The following is a 20,889-nucleotide window of genomic DNA, read 5'->3' as shown; positions in this document are numbered from 1 at the left end:
ACCAATTCCGCCACCCTCGCGTTTCATAAAAAAGATGGGGTGGCTAACGAGACTCGAACTCGCGACGACTGGAATCACAATCCAGGGCTCTACCAACTGAGCTATAGCCACCATAACAACTATCTTTCTTTTTGCTTTTTGTACTGCTTACAACGAATCGCGTCGACCACGATAACTCATTGTCACTGCTCTTGAACGCTTTAAAATGGCGCGCCCGACAGGATTCGAACCTGAGACCTCTGCCTCCGGAGGGCAGCGCTCTATCCAGCTGAGCTACGGGCGCTTAACGCCGTTGCGGTGGAGGATAGTACGGATTTAATGTCGTACTGTCCAGTGCTTTTTTAAAAGAAATGATACGTTTGCTTATGCTTTGTTCAGTTAGCTGATAAAGACAGCACATTTCCACCGCAAAGGATTTTACTGATTAAAAATCAATCCGCCAATCTGGCTTGATCTTTTCCGCGAAAAATTTTCATTAGCCAATAAATGAGAGACACAAGCAACAAAAATGCGCCTCCGACCATCAAGGAAAAACGTGTATCCGGGTTAAGCGCCATTCCTATTAATACACAACACAGGAAAATCAAGGTCAGGTAATTGACATAAGGAAACAGGATTGATTTAAACCGATGCTGTTTCATCGCTTCTTCGTGATGCTTACGGAAACGCAGTTGGCTTACCAGAATAACAAACCACGGCACCATACCGGGTAAGACACTGGCACTATAAACGTAAACGAATACTGATTGTGGATCTGGAAGCAGGTAATTCAGACTGGAGCCTGCAATCAAACAACCAATGGTGATCGCAATACATTTCACCGGTACACCGTTTTTTGACAACTTCAGCAGTGAAGCCGGCAACTGGCGGTTTTGAGCCAGGGCATACAGCATTCTGCCACCGCTGTACATTCCGCTGTTACATCCGGAAAGTGCGGCTGTCAGTACAACAAAGTTAATGACCGCTGCCGCAGAAACAATTCCAACTTTAGCAAAAGTCATGACAAACGGACTGCCATGCGAACCAACTTCAGTCCACGGGAACAGCGTCACGACAATGAAAATAGCGCCGACATAGAAAATCAGGATGCGCCACAGAATATTGTTGATCGCTTTCTTGAGGGTAACCTGCGGGTTTTTCGCTTCACCGGCAGTAATTCCCACCAGCTCAACCCCCTGATAGGAAGCGACAACAATACAGAGAGCAAATAAAAAGCCTTTCCAGCCACCAGAAAAGAAACCATCATGTGCGGTCAGGTTACCCAAACCAATAGGCTGCCAGTCATTTCCCAGACCGAAGAAAATCAAACCAATGCCAACCAGAATCATCACGATGATCGTCGTCACTTTGATCATGGCAAACCAGAATTCCAACTCGCCATACAGCCGCACTGCCGCCATGTTAGCCAAAGAAACCAATCCGACCGCTACCAGAGCAGAGACCCATTGAGGCAGTTCTGGAAACCAGAATTCAGCATACACGCCCACGGCAGTGATCTCTGAAATCCCCACAGAAACCCACATAAACCAATAGCCCCACGCTGTCAGACATCCCCAATAAGGGCTAAGATATTTATGTCCAAAAGCGGCGAATGAGCCGGTAACAGGTTCAAGGAATAGCATTTCCCCCATTGAACGCATGATGAAAAAAACAAAAAGCCCAGCAATGATGTAAGCCAGTAAAACTGAAGGGCCCGCCCATTTTAAGGTACTGGCTGATCCCATAAACAGCCCTACGCCGATTGTGCCACCTAATGCAATCAGCTCAATATGACGTGCCTCAAGTCCCCTTTGCAGGCTCTGTTTTGAATCACTCATAAAACTCCCTATCCACTTTTATGATGTCTATATTTGCAAACAGAAAAAATACAGGAATTGATAATCAATCATTGTAAAAAAGGCAGGGATCAAAACACGTTTTGCCAATCAGTGAAATAAAAAATTATAAAATTGAACCAATGCCGATTTTGTTTGGCATCGCAGTTGAAGAGAACAACGTCGATAATGTCGATTTTTCAATCATGCAACAAGATAGATTTATCACATTTTTAACAAATATAGCGAAAATGCGGCTGAAAATAACGCAGAAAAAAATAAGACAGCAGAAAGTAAGGCAACAGAAGGGAAAGCAGAAACCTGCTGCATATAAAAAAGTGTGATTTATGCAGCAGGCTTAAAGCAGAAATATGTGGGCTAGAGCTTGCCACCGTAATAATAGCCAAGGAATCTTAATAGTTTGATCTGTCTACGGATTCTGCTCGGTTGGGACAACAGTCGGTATAGCCACTCCAGGCCCAGATTCTGCCAGACTTTCGGAGCGCGTTTGACATACCCGGTAAAGACGTCATAAGTCCCTCCAACGCCCATATACAATGCATCCGGATGTATCTTGCGGCAATCACGCATGAAGATCTCCTGTTTAGGCGATCCCATTGCAACAGTTATTATCTCTGCTCCGCTGGCATGAATTCGCTCAAACACTGAGCCACGCGTTTCCGCTGTAAAATAACCATCCTGACTGCCCACGATATTGACGTTCCATTGGGTACGCAATTTGTTCTCTGTCTCAGCCAAAACATTGGGTTTACCACCGACCAAGAAGACTGGCGTACCTTCACGTCCGGCACGTTCCATCAAGGCTTCCCACAAATCCGCGCCCGTAACACGCGACACATCTGCATCAGGGTATTTACGGCGGATACCTCGCACGATACTGATACCATCCGCATATAAGTATTCCGACTCATCCAACAACATCTTCAGTGCATTGTCTTTTTCTGCCGTGAGGACTTTTTCTGCGTTAATTGCCACCAGCGTACCGATTTTTACCTGCCCATCCTGAAAAAGATGATCAAGAAAATGAGACATGCCACGAAATCCCCAGATATTGAGGCCACGGATGCGGTATTTAGGAATGTTATTCAACGCCATTTTTCTTCCTTACATCCAAAATAACAGATGTTTTTTGTGATGCAGCCAAGTTGCTGACAATCAATTTTCGAATCAGCCCTGCACTTTCAAACAACCAATACAGTAATTTCGCCGCGATCAGACATAGGCCAAAAACAATGCAAAAGAACACAACACGAGAAACAAAAGAATCGACACCCTCACGAGCAAGAACAATCATGTTAAAGATTGCACCAAAACAGAAAGCCTGCAAAATCGCTGACTTATAACGATTGGCCTCCTGTTTACCTGCTTCATAAATCCAATCAAACCATTTGATAATAAAGCCGACAGCAATTGCGCCTAAAGGGATAAAAAATACGCCCCCCATGACCACAAGTGAGCCAATCAGTGTGGGTGAGATCGCAAGGCCTGAGTGATTATTCAGCACATCCCATGTAAAGTAGTTAGCCGTATTCCAGACCAGATTAGGTCTATCCGGCCATACCCAACTGGGAATAAAAACATAAAAATCACGGATAATCGGAGCCAGCCCCTGAAAATCTATTTTGCTGTAGTTATCCAGCAACAGAGCCAGATTTTCCCACGGAGAGAAAGTATCCCTTGTGAGATACAGGAACGTATAAAATGCTTCCGCACCACTCACGTCCAAGCTATAACGTTTCAATGCCAGCCAGAACATGCCGACAATACCCATAATACCCGCAGCAAACAGCATCCACAGCGTGATCCAACCACGGACAATACCAATAAACAGGAACAGGGCGAACGCGATAATGATATTTGCCCGCGTTCCCCCGACGATGACATAAGTCAGGATGCCAAACCCTACTGTTCCCACTAAGAAGCACAACCAACGGATTTTAGTTGGCTTCAGGAAAAAGATCACCAGCATGGCAGGGATGAAGAAGTAGAAAAACCGCTTGAGCGCCACGCCAGAAACTTGGCTGGAAAATATCTGGCTATAGGACTGTAATTTAAACAGCAAGAAACCATTCTGCATAAAGAACGATCCCACCGAGACAATAGAAATACCAGCAAGCAACAGCCATGCCAGATTAGTTTCTACCCTATTCATGGAGAACAGGGGCCTGCGCGATGGAATATCGGGTAATGTCTCAGTTCCGGGCTGATTATTGCGAGCCTTACTGAGGCGTGTTTTATATGCAACATAATAAATAGCGTAAAAACAACCGGATGCCAGCATCGCATGCAGCAATGAATCGACCGGCACTACCTGAACACCAAACTGAAACACCAACATACTGGTCAGCGGAAAACCAAAATAAAATGTCAGCAAATATAATAATGAGAAGAAGACATTAAAGTTAAAGCGGACACGCCGAAATTCTTGATACGTCAGGGTCAGGATAAAGACCAATGAGATCACGTAAACGACAAATAGCCCACTGAATTGCGTCAAAGTCATTGATACTCTCCAGATGCCACCGATAGGGCAGCTTTCCACCCCTCAATAAAGTTGGGTTCAAAAAAGGCAATCGTCTTTTTATCGAGGGACAGCATCTGACGCTGTGCTTCCTGCACCCAGTGTCTATTCAGTTCATCACCATCAAACAGAACAGGCACCTGCTGTTCCGTTAAATCATGCCAGAATGGGTTTTGGCGGCTCAGGACAAACGGAATACCGAATTGAATCAACAAGCAGAGTGTTCCAATCCCCTGCTGACGATTAAAAATGAAATAGCCCAAATCGCATTGGCGCAACAATGACAAATATTCGTCAAACGCTATTTTATCTTGCAAGATACGAACGTTTTGTGCCGGAAACAGCGACAATGCCGTTTTCTCCACGCTCTGGATATAGGCTTGGTTATTATCAGGGTAGCCCATTGGCATAATCACCCGTACCTCACGACCAAACTGGCGATGGAGCTTATGTAAGGCTTCAATATGGCGGTTAGATTGATCTCCCGAATTTCCCAGTAAGACGGTTATCCCTTCTGGTGAAAATGTTTTCTCTGTTACCGTGAGCGCAGGGTCCATACGTGTCGGGAAATAAAGCAATGATGATGGCACATGGGGCCTGGACTGGAGAAAATGCTGGAGATCGCCGCGCGTGGCAAAAATATGCCCCACTTTCTTCTGCGCTAACCGACGAAGCTGATAGAACAACCGGAATTTCAGCTGGCGGGAGTCTTCATATAAATCAGCTCCCCACGCATGCCACCAAAATTGATGCGACTTGATTTTGCCCATTAAGAGAGCCAGCCACAAGGCAGCATTAAATTGCCCGTGGAAAAAGAAACGAACCGTTCTGTCTGCCTGTGCTTTCTCGATCACTGCTTTTGATAAAACGGCCTTGTTATCATAAACCGAAATCGTCAGGTCAGGATAATTCGATAGCCATGTGTGGTCTTTGGATACCACCATAAAACACGGGTTGGCAGGGAAACTCATCTCCTGCGCCAAGACGTCATTAAAGAAACGCAGTAACGTTTGATTGTGATGTGGGATATCCGATCCCAGAACGTGAATTAGGGTTGTCATGCTCGCCTGCGGTAAATAATAAATATGCTACAACAAAGAATGAAATAAATAATATAAGTTGCCATATATGACTGAGCCGCTCCCAATGCGCCATTTTCCGGTATCAACCAGTGAGAAAAACCAGTCAGCAGAAGGAACTGACTAATCTCAGCCAATACATAAAAACGCAGGGCAGCTTTCGCTACCACCAGATAACCAAAAACGTAAGCGCCAACTTTTAACACGTCACCCACTAGCTGCCATGCAAATAGATCCCGCATGGCGATAAATTTGTCAGAAAACAGCAGCCAAATGACGAAATCCCGCAACAACCAGACTGAAAAACTGGCAGCAGCCACGGCGGGCAAAACAAATTTCAGTGCCTTCACAATTTCGCTGGTAATTTCTTGCTTGTTTTCCAAGCGGGAAAGTGTCGGCAGCAAATAGACCGTGAAAGAGGCGGTGATAAATTGTAAATAGGCATCCGAAATACTGCTCACCCCTTGCCAAATACCAACCTCTTCCCAGCTATAACGCTCTGCCAGTAAATTCCGCATCATGATATAAGCGACTGGCAGTGTAATGGAAGTGAACAATGCCATCAGGGTAAATTTTCCCAAATGGCTGGCAATCGCACGATCCCACATGGGTTTCAAGGCCGAAAATGTAATTGCCTTGCGATAAAAAATCATCAGTCCTGCGGGCAAAACCACTAATGCCGGCACCAAAGCCAACCCTGCCAGTGCCCCTTCGTAACCTCCTAACCAATAACAGAGGCTATAAGCAATGACACCCGTCAGGCTACCCAAAATTATGGCCAACGCATTACCCTGAGCATCCCTGAAACCTTTCAGGATAGCCAGAAAATAGTTGGCATAGGCGATTCCCATTTGAATAAATGCGAGCGCCTGCACAACCGTTTTGTAACGGTTATGACCAAATAAACCAAGACTGATAGCGTCGCTGAACAAGAGAAAAATCACCGCCAGCAAGGTCGAAAAAACCAAAATAATTGAGGATGATGTGCCCAACACCGCCCTGAGTCTTTCTGGTTGCTGATGATGTTCTGCTACATATTTCGTCACACCGTTAAAAATCCCCGCACCGGACAATACGCCCAGTACAGTGATCAGTTGACGGAAGTTGCCTGCTTGCCCAACACCCGTTGGGCCAAAAGACACCGCGAGAAGTTTAATAACCAGCAGCCCCACACCAATTTTGATCAGTGTGGAGCCTGCCGTCCAAACAGAAGCTTTGGCAAGTGACATATCAGGCAAAGAATTCCTTGATACGATCAATGACGATTTGCTGTTCTTCGTCAGTGATGTTGTAGAACATCGGCAAACGCACTAAGCGCTCACTTTCGCGGGTTGTAAAGCGATCTTCCCCGTGGAAACGGCCGCATTTTTCACCCGCAGGACTGGTGTGCAATGCGACATAGTGGAAGACACTGAGGATGCCGTTCTCTTTCATGTAACGGTTAAATTCACCACGTTCTTCCACACCTTTTAGCTTGATGTAGAACATATGGGCATTGTGTTCCAAACCTTCAGGAACGACGGGCAAGATCAAGTGTCCAGCATCTGCCAACGGTTTCAGGGCTTGGTAATAGTTATCCCACAAAGCCAGACGGCGCTGGTTGATTTCTTCGGCAATTTCCAGTTGTCCCCACAGATAAGCGGCTTGCAGGTCAGACATCAGATAGCTGGAACCGACATCGCGCCAAGTGTATTTATCCACTTGGCCACGGAAGAACTGACTACGGTTAGTCCCTTTCTCACGAATGATTTCAGCACGGGCGATCATGGATTCATCATTGATTAATGTCGCCCCACCTTCACCACCTGCTGAATAGTTTTTGGTTTCATGGAAGCTGAAACAGCCTATATGCCCGATTGTACCCAATGCACGGCCTTTATAGGTGGACATGACGCCCTGAGCCGCATCTTCCACCACATACAGGTTATATTTTTCCGCCAATGACATGATGGTATCCATTTCACAGGCTACACCCGCATAATGCACGGGTACGATGGCGCGGGTTTTTTCTGTAATGGCTGATTCAATCTGGGTTTCATCAATGTTCATGGTTTCAGGGCGAATATCCACAAACACAATGGTGGCTCCGCGCAGGACAAACGCATTGGAGGTCGAAACAAAGGTATAGCTCGGCATGATGACTTCATCACCCGGCTGGATATCCAGCAAAATAGCCGCCATTTCCAGTGAAGCCGTACAGGATGGGGTCAACAACACCTTCGGGCAGCCAAAACGCTGTTCCATCCATAATTCACAACGTTTGGTAAATTCACCATCGCCACACAATTTACCACTGGCCATCGCCTGTTTCATGTATTCCAGTTCAGTGCCGACTATCGGTGGTTTATTAAATGGAATCATTTCATCCTCTGTATAACCAATATGCGGTGCTTTCAATGATGGCACCACGACGTGTATAAAGGCGCAAAGCAGCGATGTTGCTGATTTGTGTTGCCACTCTCAGTCGTTGTATCTGATGGTGATGACACCACTGCTGCGCCGCCGACATTAATTTGTTTCCGATTCCCTGCTGATGACTGCCCGGCACAGCGGCCAATAAGCCAATACGTGCCTCATGACCGCCGAGATCTCTTAAGGTGACGAATCCCATCATTTGACCATGTTCATCATTGATAAGTAAGCATTCATGATCAAACGTACCCAAAACCGCTTTTTCGACCCAGGTCGCATAGAACCGTCCGCTATCATCCGGCTGATACCAAGGTGCACGGAATCGGCTGGCCGTGAATACACGCGCCGCAATCGCCGTCAAGGCAGGTATATCTTGTAGTTTTGCAAAAATGAGTTCCTGTCTCGCATGACTCTCCGTGATATTCCCAGAACCAATCGATAACAGTAAATCCGCCTCGCCTTCCACCAACGAAAATCCCAAAGCAGATAAACCATCAATAATGGCCGTGTGTTGGGCAGGAACCTTTGCTTGTACCAGTGCGTACTCATCCAACTGAGCAGCCGTTATCGTTGCCGCTTCGAGTGAGTCTTCCGGTAATAAATGCAGACGGGCAGTGGATAAACCAAAGAATTGGCTATCCCAAGTCAGTGGCTCAAGATTGGCGTGAATAGACATTGAGCAAATCCATCAGATATTTGCCGTAGCCCGTTTTTGCCAAGTCTGCGGCAGCCGCTTTCACTTGTTCAGCACTCAACCAATCATTGCGCCATGCTATCTCTTCCAGACAGGCAATTTTGAAACCTTGTCGCTTCTCGACAGTTTGAACAAAAGTGCTGGCTTCAATCAGGCTGTCATGAGTGCCCGTATCCAGCCACGCAAAACCGCGTCCCAATAATTCAACATTCAGTTCGCCGCATTCCAGATACATCTGGTTAATGCTGGTAATTTCCAGTTCGCCACGGCTCGAAGGTTTTACTTGTTTAGCAAAATCCACCACTTTGTGGTCGTAAAAATAGAGTCCGGTCACCGCCCAGTTAGATTTAGGCTGTACCGGTTTTTCTTCAATGGACAGCACCCGATATTGATCATCAAATTCCACGACACCAAATCGTTCCGGGTCCATCACTTGATAGCCAAATACAGTAGCACCTGTTTCACGTGTCGCTACACTTTGCAGTTTAGGACTAAACGCCTGACCAAAAAAGATATTATCTCCAAGCACCAGACAGCAAGCATCATTGCCAATGAATTCTTCACCGATCAAAAATGCCTGTGCCAAACCATCCGGGGAAGGCTGTTCTGCATAGCTCAGATGGATACCAAATTGTTCACCGTTACCCAATAGTCTTTTAAAAGCGGGTAAATCTTCCGGTGTAGAGATAATCAGAATATCGCGTATTCCCGACAACATTAAAACTGACAACGGATAATAAATCATCGGCTTGTCATAAATAGGCAATAACTGTTTCGATACGCCACGTGTTATTGGATACAAACGAGTGCCGGAGCCACCAGCCAGTATAATTCCTTTCATGTTATCTCCAGACGGGCTTATTCATTTCCCAGCCCAAGACGTTCTCCAGCATAAGAACCATCCTGAACTCTGCGCCACCAATTTTCATTTTCCAGATACCATTGCACTGTTTTACGAATGCCTGATTCGAAGGTTTCCTGAGGTATCCAGCCCAATTCGCGCTCAATTTTCGCTGCATCAATCGCGTAACGCATATCATGCCCCGGACGGTCTGTCACATAAGTAATCAGATCTCGATAATGTGCGACACCCGCTGGTTTTTCAGGACCTTTTCCTTCAGAACAAAGTTCTTCCAGTAATTCACAAACCGTTTCCACAACATCGATATTTCTGCGCTCGTTATGTCCACCAATATTATAGGTTTCACCAACGATTGCCTGAGTGACGACCAGATACAATGCTCTTGCGTGATCTTCCACGTACAGCCAGTCACGGATTTGCTCCCCCTTGCCGTAAACCGGCAAAGGCTTACCTGCCAGTGCATTCAGGATAATTAATGGGATCAGTTTTTCCGGAAAATGATAAGGCCCATAGTTATTGGAACAATTCGTGATCACCGTCGGTAAACCATAGGTACGGTGCCATGCCCTGACCAGATGATCGCTGGATGCCTTAGATGCAGAATAAGGACTGCTCGGTGCATAAGGTGTGGTTTCAGTAAAGAATTCATCTTCGTCGTGCAAGTCACCATAGACTTCATCTGTTGAGATATGGTGGAAGCGGAATGTTACCTGATTTTCCTGATCAAGCTGCTGCCAAAATGCACGTGCTGCTTCCAGCAAAGTATAAGTACCCATGATATTGGTTTCGATAAAAGCCGCTGGCCCATCAATAGAGCGATCAACATGGCTTTCTGCCGCCAGATGCATGACTGCATCCGGTTGGTATTGCTGAAATACGCGATCCAGAGCATCACGTTGGCAAATATCAACCTGCTCAAAGGCATAACGGGGATGATGAGCAACCGAAGCCAATGATTCAAGATTACCGGCATAAGTCAGGCTATCGACAACAACAACGCTGTCTTCAGTCTGGCTGATAATGTGACGGACGACAGCAGAGCCGATGAAGCCCGCCCCACCCGTAATAAGAATACGTTTCAACGCCAAACTCCTTTTGTATCGACCACCCATTTCTGTTTTATTGCATCGCCATGAATGGCTTTAAACTGGCTGTGATCCACCAACATCAATATAATGTCAGCCTCTTCCAATGCTTGATCCACATTACGCAATTCCACCACACCTTTTAGTGAGGCGGGTAGTTCATGTACATTCGGCTCAACAGCCACGGTCTGCCCGGCATGCCACTGTGCAACCATTTTTGTGATATGAACGGCCGGGCTTTCACGCAAGTCATCAATATTCGGTTTAAAGGCCAGACCAAAACAGGCAATTCTGACCTCATTCGCGCGTTTGCCGCTCTCTGCCAGACAATCCGCCACGGCAGCTTTCACTTGATCAACGACCCAAAGCGGCTTGCCATCATTGACCAAACGGGCGGTATGGATCAATCGGGATTGTTCAGGATTCTGGGAGACGATAAACCACGGATCGACGGCGATACAATGCCCACCCACCCCCGGTCCGGGTTGCAGGATATTTACGCGTGGATGACGATTTGCCAGACTAATCAGCTCCCACACATTGATGCCCTGTTCAGCACAAATCAAGGAAAGTTCGTTGGCAAAAGCGATATTGACATCACGGAAACTGTTTTCAGTCAGTTTGCACATTTCCGCCGTTTTGGCGTTGGTGATAACACATTCACCTTCAAGGAAGATCTTGTATAGCTCACTTGCCCGGCGGGATGATTTGGCTGTCATGCCACCCACAACGCGATCATTTTTAATCAACTCCACCATGACCTGACCCGGTAAAACACGCTCAGGGCAATAGGCAATGTCGATATCTGAATTTTCACCCGCCTGCTGTGGGAATGAGAGATCAGGGCGTGCGTCAGCCAACCATTCTGCCATCTGTTCCGTCGCACCAACAGGCGAAGTAGATTCAAGAATAATCAGGTCACCTTTTTTCAAGACTGGCGCGATTGATTCCGCTGCGGAGCGCACGTAAGCCATATCCGGCTCATGATCACCCTTGAAAGGGGTCGGTACTGCAATTAAGAATGCATCTGCAATTTGCGGAGTTGTCACGGCTTTCAGATAGCCGTCTTCAACGGCGACTTTCACCACTTTATCCAAATCAGGCTCAACGATATGGATCTCGCCACGGTTAATCGTTTCGACCGCACGCTGGTTAACATCTACACCAATGACCGTTTTTTTGCGGGAAGCAAATGCCGCTGCGGTGGGTAAGCCGATATAACCAAGACCGATCACAGAAATTGTTTCAAAACTCATAATATCACCTGATTTTTCTTCAATGCTTCAAGAATTCGCTGACAAGCTTGACCGTCACCATAAGGATTATGGGCATGGCTCATTTGTTGATAGGCGATGTCATCCGTCAATAAACGCGTAACTTCGGTCACGATGGTTTGTGTTTCTGTACCAACCAAACGTACCGTCCCCGCATCGACGGCTTCAGGTCGTTCGGTTGTATCACGCATAACCAGAACCGGTTTTCCAAGAGAAGGAGCTTCTTCCTGAATGCCGCCTGAGTCGGTCAAGATCATGTACGCATGATTCATCAGGTAAACGAATGGCAGGTAATCCTGTGGTTTGATAAGAATAACGTTGTCAATATCATGCAGAATGCGCTTAACCGGCTCACTGACATTCGGGTTCAGATGGACAGGATAAACGACCTGAACTTCAGGATGTGTTCTGGCGATTTGCGCCAAAGCTTCACAAATGCGTTCAAATCCCTGACCAAAGCTCTCACGACGGTGGCCTGTCACCAGAATCATTTTTTTATTCGGATCAATGAAAGAGTAAAGCTCAGCAAGTTGCGCATACATGGTTTCGTCATTCATGATGCGGTCGCGCACTGCCAGCAGAGCATCAATAACCGTATTGCCCGTAACGAAAATCCGGTTTCCGGCAATGGACTCTTTTAAGAGATTATTTCGTGAATTTTCTGTCGGTGCAAAATGGTATATTGCCAAGTGTCCCGCTATCTTACGGTTAGCTTCTTCCGGCCACGGAGAATACAGATCACCCGTTCTCAGACCAGCCTCAACATGTCCTACCGGAATATTCTGATAGAACGCAGCCAGGCTGGTTGCCATGGTCGTGGTCGTATCACCATGCACCAACACCACATCCGGCTTGAACTCTTCCAATACAGGCTTCATGCCTTGCAGGATACGGCATGTAATATCCGTCAGATCCTGTCCTTTTTGCATAATATTGAGATCGAAATCCGGTGTTATCCCAAACAAATGCAATACCTGATCCAGCATTTCTCTATGCTGGGCGGTGACACACACTTTTGCGTCAAAGGCAGTATCCCTAGCCAATGCGTGTACTAACGGCGCCATTTTAATGGCTTCAGGCCGAGTACCAAACACAGTCAACACTTTCACAGTGGCTCTCTTATTTTGTCTATCATTGCTGATGCTTCCACGAAAAGACGTTGTTTATGGGTTAATTATATGAACTGACGGAGCGTGGACGTCTGACTAAAGCGACGCCAGCACCAACCAACATGCCGATGGCACCCCACATGATCATCATGAAAACACGGCGAGGACTATCTCGGGTAACGGGCTCTTCAGGTGTCCTGAGATAGCGGTAGGTCTGGAAAACGTTTTGTAAGGTAGGGCCGACATTCAATGTAGCCAGCATCGCTATATTTTGATCATAATCGATGCTGTAGTCAGGCCCTGTTGCTTCCAGCGTTTCGATCTGGGCTTGCAGCAGTGGCGTCCCCAGCATAAACATTTTGGATTCAGGTAATTCTTCGATAGGAATGCTGATCTGATTGCGGTGAATACCTTGTTTTCCCGCCACTTTCAGTGATTGCTGCAAGACATTCAGCTCACGTTGATACATCGTTTTGGCTACCATCTCCTGACGTTTAACCAAGGCTTTCATCGACTGGGTACGCGTTGCCCATGCACCTTTGATTTCATTATTCAGGTGAGTACTCGCCCGCTGATTAGCAAACGCAATATATTGACGCAGAAGTTGGTTGGCATCAGCCGCTGTTTCAGCGATCAATTTGATACTGTCATTAGATGACTTTTTGTCATCACTCCGCATGACCTGAGTATTGTTAATCAGCTCTTCCAACAAGACAGCATCTGCTTTAGTACGCCCTTCCCTGCGCTGTTTGTAATAATCAGAATGAAGCCAAAATTCACGGCGGGTATCATATGCCGCGAGCTGTGTCATAAATTCTTTGTATGCACCATCTGAAATGGTCGGCAATTGCACCTCTGGCGACGCATTGATGTGGGTATCCAAATTGCGCAAGAATTGTTGTTGTGAATAATAGCTACCCAGATTGTTGGTAGTCGGCAAATCCACAATAGCGGTTGCGCTCCATTTTTGCTGCATCAGGTAAGATGCGCTTAGAGCGGCGGCAGCGAAAATCATTGCCAGTGCGATAATCCATATCTTCCCACTCCACAGAGCATGACATAGTGCCCGAATATCCAGCTCATGCTCTATAGCAGGTTGATCCTGTTTAGATTTCGTTTCTGAGTTTATCACTGCCCAAAACCTCTTTGATAGTCGATATTTTTAATGCTGGCTTGGTGACCGACGCATACGACGTTTACACCGTTTAATAAAACGGGCTACCCGCCATGCTCGTTTAATGCAATAGCCATACAACATAAATGCAAGCAAAAACAATGCCAACATCACCCATTCAGGAACAAAACTTAATCGTTCTCCAATAATCCCAATAGATGCAAGTAAAATTGCTGCCAAAGTAATCAGGATAAACGCCTGTCGGGAAGTGAACCCGGCACGCATAATTAAATGGTGAATATGTTGACGATCTGGAGAAAACGGGCTCATCCCTTTACGCAGTCGACGGTACATTATGGCAACCATATCCATCAATGGAATCGCAATGATCCACAATGCCGTCACAGGGTTAATAGAACGGCGTTCCCCCCCTTGGCTCGCTTCTATCAGTAACCAGATAATGGTAAAGCCGATTAAGGTACTTCCCGCATCACCCATAAATACTTTGAAACGTTTTCCGAGTAATCCAAGATTGAGAAAAATATAGGGCAAGATACCTGCCATAAATGTAAAGCACCAGAACGCCAATGCTGTATTACCATTTTCGTACAGTAAAATCCCCAACGCCCCGAAAGAGACACAGGATAGCCCGCCCAACAGTCCATCAATACCATCCACCATATTGAACGCATTGATAGCTGCCCAGACCGCAAATAAAGTCACAACATAGCTGAATGGTCCAAGCGTCATCTCCCATGAGCCAAAAGTACCTCCCAGACTCTCTAGCTTAAGGTCTGCGAAATACATCATACCGATACCGACTAATGCCTGAATCGTTGCCCTAATCTTCACGCTGATATCGAAACGGTCGTCTAGCGCACCGATAAAAACTAATATTCCTGCACAAATCAGGTACAGCCACTTATGAGGTATAAATTCTTTTGTTATAACAAACGCAAAACAAAGACTAAAAAAAACAGATATGCCACCGACCAAAGGGATTAGGCCTTGGTGGCGCTTGCGATAATTAGGCTTATCAACCAGACCGACTTTTTTTGCTGCCTTACGAGCCACAAATAAAAACGCGAATGAGAATATAAATACGCAAAAAATTTCGGCACTCATGCTAGGAATATTCACAATAACAACTCTCTGTAAAAATAATGATAGGGCATCTATTATTCATTGAATTATGGATGTCCCATTCGACACCAAAACCCATAAGTTCCCTGTTAACAAAACAAGGCGTCCTGACTTATAAAAATTATTCAAATAGGATCATGCAAATTGTCAAGCATGACTAATAACCATACTATTGAACCATTATAAGGCGTTCGTTTATAGAATATGCATTTAATCAGCCGAAAAACATGCAAAAAACGTACCATTTCAGGCGAATAAGGTCAGTCATCGATAAAAAAAACGCCACAAAAATGTGGCGCTTTAAGGAAATGACGACTCTTTATTGAGTGCAGAACGATGGTTCGATGACAGAACTATGAACGTTTCATAAAGTCGAAGAATTCTTCGTTTGTTTTTGTCATAGCCAGTTTGTTGATAAGGAATTCCATCGCATCGATTTCACCCATCGGATGGATGATCTTACGTAAGATCCACATCTTCTGGAGTTCATCCTGTGTTGTAAGCAGCTCTTCTTTACGTGTGCCAGAACGGTTGTAATCAATCGCAGGGAAAACGCGTTTTTCAGCAATCTTACGGGACAGGTGTAATTCCATGTTACCTGTACCTTTAAATTCTTCGTAAATGACTTCATCCATCTTAGAACCGGTATCAACCAGTGCTGTCGCGATGATAGTCAGGCTACCGCCTTCTTCAACGTTACGTGCAGCACCAAAGAAACGTTTTGGACGATGCAGCGCATTCGCATCCACACCACCAGTCAATACTTTGCCGGACGCAGGAACTACGGTGTTATATGCACGAGCCAGACGGGTAATGGAATCCAGCAGGATAATAACGTCTTTCTTGTGCTCAACCAGACGCTTCGCCTTCTCAATGACCATTTCAGCCACTTGGACATGACGAGAAGCAGGTTCATCAAAGGTGGACGCTATAACTTCACCTTTTACCAGACGCTGCATTTCGGTTACTTCTTCTGGACGTTCATCAATCAGCAGAACCATCAGCACACAGTCTGGATGGTTGTTGGCAATGTTAGCGGCAATATTTTGCAGCAGCATGGTTTTACCCGCTTTTGGCGGGGCAACAATCAGGCCACGCTGACCACGACCAATCGGTGCTGCCAAATCCAGAACACGGGCAGTCAAATCTTCAGTAGAACCATTACCACGTTCCATGCGCAAACGGTTGTTGGCATGAAGTGGAGTCAGGTTTTCAAACAAAATTTTATTACGGGCGTTTTCAGGCTTGTCAAAGTTAACTTCATTAACTTTCAGCAGGGCAAAATAACGTTCACCTTCTTTTGGTGGGCGGATTTTGCCTGAAATGGTATCACCGGTACGGAGGTTAAAACGGCGGATTTGACTAGGAGAAACGTAAATATCGTCGGGGCCTGCGAGGTAGGAACTGTCTCCGGAGCGGAGGAAACCAAATCCATCCTGTAATATCTCCAGCACACCATCTCCGAAAATATCCTCTCCGCTTTTCGCGTGCTGCTTGAGAATAGAGAAAATGATGTCTTGCTTACGCATACGAGCCAGATTTTCCAGCCCCATATTTTCGCCGAGAGTAATCAATTCAGATACTGGCGTATTCTTTAATTCGGTAAGATTCATAATGGTGGGTTCTTTAACTCGGGGTATATCTCGAACTATGAACGTGAATGGTATGGCAGCGTTATCGGTGCCTGTATATTTGTACCAAAAACGGATAAGCCTTTTAACATATTAAATTATATTACAAGGCAATAGTTTGAAGTACTCAGATTGATATCAAAATAAGGCTGACAAACTGTCAAACACAACTGAGATAATAACAAAACGTGGTTAATTTCAATATAAGAATTAGCTATCTATAAGAACTATCTCAGCGTAAGCATCATCCCGGCGCGAGTACTGTTTATAACTACCTTTTATGACTATCTTATAGATAGATAGCGAATGCAGGCGCTATTATAACGTTATAACAGTGAACACTATTTCAGCATAGTTTCATCAGTATAGCTTCATCGGAATAGTTTTAGCATGAACACTGCCTGAGCGGATTCTATGACCAGCATAAAAGCCTTATTGCTTAAAAAGGGTTCAGCACCAAAACGATACCAGTGTATAAAGCCATATACTGAACGATTTGTATATAGACTCAGAAACTTTACCCAATGCGTTATGCTACCAGATGAGCCAGAAATAACAGATTTATCAGACACTACAGATTATTTAGTATGCAACATGCTTAATGTCAACTCTTTACATCAATAAACTTCTCTATCAGATAAGGTCTTATATCGGATAAAAAATTCATTCATGAAATGCTTCTACAAGCACGTGGCTGCTAACTTACCACGCTTCGTAGCGGACGTCTAGCGGTCAGTGGGATAAATCACTTTATCCACTAAACGCCCACAATTACTGTGACCTGACTCTAAATTAGAGGTGTGGTTCTAGAAATTCTTTCAGTTGAGTTTTTGACAGAGCGCCCACTTTTACGGCGACCTTCTCTCCGTCTTTAAACAAAATCAGTGTCGGTATGCCACGGATACCAAATTTTGGTGCTGTTTCTGAGTGATCGTCGATGTTCAGCTTGGCAACCGTCAGTTTTCCGGCATATTCTGAAGAAATCTCATCCAAAATAGGCGCAATCATTTTGCAAGGGCCACACCATTCTGCCCAAAACTCAACGAGAACAGCACCTTTCACATTCAGTTGATCTTCATTGAAATCACTGTCAGCCAAATGAGTGATACCTGCACTCACTGCTTTCTCGTTCACAATATTCTCATTCATTATTTTGACTCCAAAGTAAAATCTTTTACGGTATCAGTGTACATTAATCGACATACGGGTGTCTTTATTTCAGCGGATACACTTTCTTAAAGCAATAGTTAACTGATATTCTACCACACTATGAGCAAAACACATTTGACAGAAAAGAAGTTTTCCGACTTCGCATTGCACCCCAAGGTCCTAGAAGCTATTGATAAAAAGGGCTTTTCCAACTGTACGCCGATACAGGCGCTAACATTGCCTTTCACTGTCGAAGGCCGAGATGTTGCGGGGCAGGCACAAACCGGAACAGGTAAGACGCTGGCATTTCTGACGTCTACTTTTAATTACTTGCTAACTAATCCAGCAGCGAAGGAGCGAAAAATCAATCAGCCAAGAGCGCTGATTATGGCTCCCACACGTGAATTAGCTGTCCAGATCTACTCTGATGCAGAAGAGTTGTCAGAAGTCACTGGATTGAAAATGGGCCTTGCCTACGGTGGCGATGGCTATGATAAGCAGCTGAAAGTGCTGGAATCAGGTGTCGATATCGTAATTGGCACAACGGGTCGTTTAATCGATTACACAAAACAAGGGCATGTCCATCTTGGTGCCGTTCAGGTTGTCGTGCTCGATGAAGCAGACCGCATGTACGACTTGGGCTTTATCAAAGATATCCGCTGGCTGTTCCGTCGTATCCCGGCTGCTACAGAAAGAATGAATTTGCTGTTTTCCGCAACCTTGTCTTACCGAGTGCGAGAGCTGGCTTTCGAGCAAATGAATAATCCTGAATATGTTGAAGTAGAACCGTTGCAGAAGACAGGGCACCGTATTCAGGAAGAGCTGTTTTATCCTTCCAATGAAGAAAAAATGCGTCTGCTACAGACTCTGCTGGAAGAAGAATGGCCTGATCGCTGCATTATTTTTGCCAATACAAAACATCGCTGTGAGGATGTCTGGGCGCATTTAGAGGCTGATGGTCATCGCGTCGGCCTATTGACCGGCGATGTTGCACAGAAAAAACGTCTGCGTATCCTTGAGGAATTCAGTCTGGGTAATCTGGATATTCTCGTCGCTACAGATGTTGCTGCTCGTGGTCTGCATATTCCATCTGTGACACATGTATTTAACTATGATTTGCCGGATGACTGTGAAGATTATGTCCACCGGATTGGCAGGACGGGACGTGCCGGAGAAAGTGGTCACTCCATCAGTCTGGCATGTGAAGAGTACGCACTGAATTTACCAGCAATTGAAGAGTATATTCAGCACCAGATACCTGTCAGTAAATATAACAGTGATGCGTTGTTGCAAGATTTGCCCGTTCCTAAGCGCCGTAACCGTTCACGCCCAGGGGGACATCCACGCCGCTCAAATATGCCGCGCCGTGGCAATCCGACACGCAATCGTAAACCACACTCAAGTTGAAATAACTCGATGCTGAGATAAATACTATGCTGGGATAAATACTATGCTGAGTTCTTCTTCGCTCTATGCCGCTATCGATTTAGGCTCAAACAGTTTCCATATGCTGGTTGTCCGTGAAGTATCCGGCAGCATTCAAGTGGTCACCCGTATCAAGCGCAAGGTTAGGATGGCCACCGGGTTAGATAAAAATAACCATTTATCACAGCAAGCAATGGAGCGGGGATGGCAATGCCTTCGCCTCTTTTCCGAATACTTGCAGAGTATTCCTGCCACGCAGATCCGTGTTGTGGCTACAGCAACTTTGCGACTCGCAGTAAATTCGGATGAATTTGTCGGGAAAGCCTCAGAAATATTGGGCAGCCCAGTCAATATCATCAGTGGTGAAGAAGAGGCTCGGCTGATTTATCAGGGTGTTGCCTACACGACTGGCGGGCCTGAAAAGCGGCTTGTCGTGGATATCGGTGGTGCCAGTACAGAGCTGGTTATCGGTGTCGGGGCCAAAACTAACCAACTATTCAGCCTTGAGATGGGATGTGTCACTTGGCTGGGGCGCTATTTCAACGATCGCAGCCTGACAGAAGAAAACTTTGCCCACGCTGAATCTGCCGCTCATCGTATTCTCAGCCCTGTCGCCACTACACTGCTGGAACAGGGCTGGCAAATTTGTGTTGGGGCTTCAGGCACGGTACAGGCTTTGCAGGAAATCATGATTGCTCAAGGAATGGATGAGCTGATCACTTTGCCCAAACTTCAGCAACTCAGACATCAGGCGATTAAGTGCGATAAGCTGGAAGAGCTGGAAATTGACGGGCTGACACTGGAACGGGCGCTGGTTTTCCCGAGTGGATTGGCAATCTTAATCGCCATTTTTCAGGCATTGAATATTGAAAGCATGACTCTGGCAGGTGGAGCGCTGCGTGAGGGTATGGTTTACGGCATGCTGGATTTACCGATTGAACAGGATATTCGTGTAAGAACCTTACGTAATATTCAGCATCGCTTTCAACTGGATATTGAACAGGCGCAGCGTGTCAGACAATTGGCTGATAATTTTTGCCAACAAGTCGCTAAGTCCTGGGAGTTAGATGAACGCTGCCGAGAATTATTGAGCAGCGCATGTTTGCTCCATGAAATAGGCCTGTGCGTTGATTTTGGCCAAAGGGCGGCACATTCCGCTTATCTGATCCGCCATTTGGATTTACCCGGCTATACCCCAGCCCAAAAACGGCTATTAGCGGCACTATTGAAAAATCAAAACGGTTCTATCGATTTATCATCACTCAGTCAGCAAAATGCCTTGCTATCATTACAGGCACAACGGTTGTGCCGCTTACTGCGTTTGGCGATTATCTTTTCTAACCGCCGACAGGATGAGACGCTACCGGCCTTAAGGTTACAAGTGGAAAATGAAACACTCATTATTACTCTTCCCTACCACTGGCTGATGCAATATCCATTCAGGTCAGAAGCATTACAGCAGGAAATGAAATGGCAGAGCTATGTCCAATGGTCATTGTTCCTTGAAGAGCAGAATAATTCTCATCTAGGCTGACTTTTTTATCTGTGCCCATATC

18 protein-coding genes and 2 tRNA genes are annotated in these 20,889 nt (G+C 45.8%); 3 read left to right on the top strand and 17 right to left on the bottom strand.

The window, feature by feature from the left end; all coding sequences use genetic code 11:
- Positions 1 to 35: 35 nt before the first annotated feature.
- The 3 genes from FE394_RS15560 to thrP form a co-directional block, all read right to left on the bottom strand.
- Positions 36 to 111, bottom strand: a tRNA-His gene (locus FE394_RS15560).
- 95 nt (positions 112 to 206) lie between these two features.
- Positions 207 to 283 (bottom strand) — tRNA-Arg (locus tag FE394_RS15555).
- A gap of 148 nt (positions 284 to 431) precedes the next feature.
- On the bottom strand, positions 432 to 1,817 hold the full coding sequence (gene thrP / locus FE394_RS15550; protein WP_319927273.1) for a bifunctional threonine/serine APC transporter ThrP: 1,386 nt from the start codon (positions 1,815 to 1,817) through the stop codon (positions 432 to 434).
- Positions 1,818 to 1,918: 101 nt separating this feature from the next.
- Between thrP and FE394_RS15545 the strand changes: the two genes are divergently transcribed.
- Complete coding sequence (locus FE394_RS15545) at positions 1,919 to 2,158, top strand: hypothetical protein (RefSeq protein ID WP_319927272.1); 240 nt, start codon at positions 1,919 to 1,921, stop codon at positions 2,156 to 2,158.
- A 34-nt stretch (positions 2,159 to 2,192) separates the two neighbouring features.
- On the opposite strand, the gene wecG is transcribed toward FE394_RS15545, so the two are convergent.
- The 14 genes from wecG to trxA all read right to left on the bottom strand — a co-directional run bounded on the left by wecG (position 2,193) and on the right by trxA (position 17,878).
- Positions 2,193 to 2,930: a lipopolysaccharide N-acetylmannosaminouronosyltransferase gene (wecG, locus tag FE394_RS15540; RefSeq protein ID WP_319927271.1), complete on the bottom strand. Its 738-nt coding sequence runs from the start codon at positions 2,928 to 2,930 to the stop codon at positions 2,193 to 2,195.
- Positions 2,917 to 4,338: an ECA oligosaccharide polymerase gene (wzyE, locus tag FE394_RS15535; RefSeq protein WP_319927270.1), complete on the bottom strand. Its 1,422-nt coding sequence runs from the start codon at positions 4,336 to 4,338 to the stop codon at positions 2,917 to 2,919. The genes wecG and wzyE overlap by 14 nt, the downstream gene beginning before the upstream one ends.
- A complete protein-coding gene (locus FE394_RS15530) occupies positions 4,335 to 5,417 on the bottom strand; it encodes a TDP-N-acetylfucosamine:lipid II N-acetylfucosaminyltransferase (RefSeq protein ID WP_319927269.1) in 1,083 nt (360 codons plus the stop codon). Before FE394_RS15530 ends, wzyE begins: the two co-directional genes overlap by 4 nt.
- Complete coding sequence (gene wzxE, locus FE394_RS15525; RefSeq protein ID WP_319927268.1) at positions 5,414 to 6,664, bottom strand: lipid III flippase WzxE; 1,251 nt, start codon at positions 6,662 to 6,664, stop codon at positions 5,414 to 5,416. The genes FE394_RS15530 and wzxE overlap by 4 nt, the downstream gene beginning before the upstream one ends.
- A gap of 1 nt (position 6,665) precedes the next feature.
- Complete coding sequence (gene rffA, locus FE394_RS15520) at positions 6,666 to 7,796, bottom strand: dTDP-4-amino-4,6-dideoxygalactose transaminase (RefSeq protein WP_319927267.1); 1,131 nt, start codon at positions 7,794 to 7,796, stop codon at positions 6,666 to 6,668.
- Position 7,797: 1 nt separating this feature from the next.
- Positions 7,798 to 8,523 (bottom strand): dTDP-4-amino-4,6-dideoxy-D-galactose acyltransferase, encoded by a 726-nt coding sequence (rffC, locus tag FE394_RS15515; RefSeq protein WP_319927266.1) that lies wholly within the window; start codon positions 8,521 to 8,523, stop codon positions 7,798 to 7,800.
- Positions 8,501 to 9,382, bottom strand: coding sequence for a glucose-1-phosphate thymidylyltransferase RfbA (gene rfbA / locus FE394_RS15510; protein WP_319927265.1), 882 nt, complete (start codon positions 9,380 to 9,382; stop codon positions 8,501 to 8,503). The genes rffC and rfbA overlap by 23 nt, the downstream gene beginning before the upstream one ends.
- 17 nt (positions 9,383 to 9,399) lie before the next feature.
- On the bottom strand, positions 9,400 to 10,485 hold the full coding sequence (rffG, locus tag FE394_RS15505; protein WP_319927264.1) for a dTDP-glucose 4,6-dehydratase: 1,086 nt from the start codon (positions 10,483 to 10,485) through the stop codon (positions 9,400 to 9,402).
- Positions 10,482 to 11,744 (bottom strand): UDP-N-acetyl-D-mannosamine dehydrogenase, encoded by a 1,263-nt coding sequence (gene wecC / locus FE394_RS15500; RefSeq protein ID WP_319927263.1) that lies wholly within the window; start codon positions 11,742 to 11,744, stop codon positions 10,482 to 10,484. Before wecC ends, rffG begins: the two co-directional genes overlap by 4 nt.
- Entirely contained in the window at positions 11,741 to 12,871 is a 1,131-nt protein-coding gene (wecB, locus tag FE394_RS15495; RefSeq protein WP_319927262.1) for a non-hydrolyzing UDP-N-acetylglucosamine 2-epimerase, read from the bottom strand. Before wecB ends, wecC begins: the two co-directional genes overlap by 4 nt.
- A gap of 61 nt (positions 12,872 to 12,932) precedes the next feature.
- Positions 12,933 to 14,003 (bottom strand): ECA polysaccharide chain length modulation protein, encoded by a 1,071-nt coding sequence (wzzE, locus tag FE394_RS15490; protein WP_319927261.1) that lies wholly within the window; start codon positions 14,001 to 14,003, stop codon positions 12,933 to 12,935.
- A 30-nt stretch (positions 14,004 to 14,033) separates the two neighbouring features.
- Positions 14,034 to 15,125 carry a UDP-N-acetylglucosamine--undecaprenyl-phosphate N-acetylglucosaminephosphotransferase gene (gene wecA, locus FE394_RS15485; RefSeq protein ID WP_319927260.1) on the bottom strand — a complete coding sequence of 364 codons (1,092 nt, stop codon included), beginning with the start codon at positions 15,123 to 15,125 and terminating at the stop codon, positions 14,034 to 14,036.
- A gap of 356 nt (positions 15,126 to 15,481) precedes the next feature.
- Positions 15,482 to 16,741, bottom strand: a complete 1,260-nt coding sequence (gene rho / locus FE394_RS15480) for a transcription termination factor Rho (RefSeq protein WP_319927259.1) — start codon at positions 16,739 to 16,741, stop codon at positions 15,482 to 15,484.
- An 810-nt stretch (positions 16,742 to 17,551) separates the two neighbouring features.
- Positions 17,552 to 17,878 (bottom strand): thioredoxin TrxA, encoded by a 327-nt coding sequence (gene trxA, locus FE394_RS15475; RefSeq protein ID WP_319927275.1) that lies wholly within the window; start codon positions 17,876 to 17,878, stop codon positions 17,552 to 17,554.
- Positions 17,879 to 18,028: 150 nt separating this feature from the next.
- On the opposite strand from trxA, the gene rhlB reads away from it, so the two are divergent.
- Both rhlB and gppA read left to right on the top strand, forming a co-directional pair.
- A complete protein-coding gene (rhlB, locus tag FE394_RS15470) occupies positions 18,029 to 19,315 on the top strand; it encodes an ATP-dependent RNA helicase RhlB (RefSeq protein ID WP_319927258.1) in 1,287 nt (428 codons plus the stop codon).
- Between the two features lie 43 nt (positions 19,316 to 19,358).
- A complete protein-coding gene (gene gppA, locus FE394_RS15465) occupies positions 19,359 to 20,867 on the top strand; it encodes a guanosine-5'-triphosphate,3'-diphosphate diphosphatase (RefSeq protein WP_319927257.1) in 1,509 nt (502 codons plus the stop codon).
- Positions 20,868 to 20,889: the final 22 nt, after the last annotated feature.

The organism is Xenorhabdus littoralis, from assembly GCF_033949345.1.
Lineage (GTDB): Bacteria > Pseudomonadota > Gammaproteobacteria > Enterobacterales > Enterobacteriaceae > Xenorhabdus > Xenorhabdus littoralis.
This window is presented reverse-complemented; position numbering and strand designations above follow the sequence as displayed.

Excerpts from the sequence above, each read along its gene's own strand:
- thrP (WP_319927273.1), bottom strand. The coding sequence starts at position 1,817 with ATGAGTGATTCAAAACAGAGCCTGCAAAGGGGACTTGAGGCACGTCAT.
- wecG (WP_319927271.1), bottom strand. The coding sequence starts at position 2,930 with ATGGCGTTGAATAACATTCCTAAATACCGCATCCGTGGCCTCAATATC.
- wzyE (WP_319927270.1), bottom strand. The coding sequence starts at position 4,338 with ATGACTTTGACGCAATTCAGTGGGCTATTTGTCGTTTACGTGATCTCA.
- FE394_RS15530 (WP_319927269.1), bottom strand. The coding sequence starts at position 5,417 with ATGACAACCCTAATTCACGTTCTGGGATCGGATATCCCACATCACAAT.
- wzxE (WP_319927268.1), bottom strand. The coding sequence starts at position 6,664 with ATGTCACTTGCCAAAGCTTCTGTTTGGACGGCAGGCTCCACACTGATC.
- rffA (WP_319927267.1), bottom strand. The coding sequence starts at position 7,796 with ATGATTCCATTTAATAAACCACCGATAGTCGGCACTGAACTGGAATAC.
- rffC (WP_319927266.1), bottom strand. The coding sequence starts at position 8,523 with ATGTCTATTCACGCCAATCTTGAGCCACTGACTTGGGATAGCCAATTC.
- rfbA (WP_319927265.1), bottom strand. The coding sequence starts at position 9,382 with ATGAAAGGAATTATACTGGCTGGTGGCTCCGGCACTCGTTTGTATCCA.
- wecC (WP_319927263.1), bottom strand. The coding sequence starts at position 11,744 with ATGAGTTTTGAAACAATTTCTGTGATCGGTCTTGGTTATATCGGCTTA.
- rho (WP_319927259.1), bottom strand. The coding sequence starts at position 16,741 with ATGAATCTTACCGAATTAAAGAATACGCCAGTATCTGAATTGATTACT.
- rhlB (WP_319927258.1), top strand. The coding sequence starts at position 18,029 with ATGAGCAAAACACATTTGACAGAAAAGAAGTTTTCCGACTTCGCATTG.
- gppA (WP_319927257.1), top strand. The coding sequence starts at position 19,359 with ATGCTGAGTTCTTCTTCGCTCTATGCCGCTATCGATTTAGGCTCAAAC.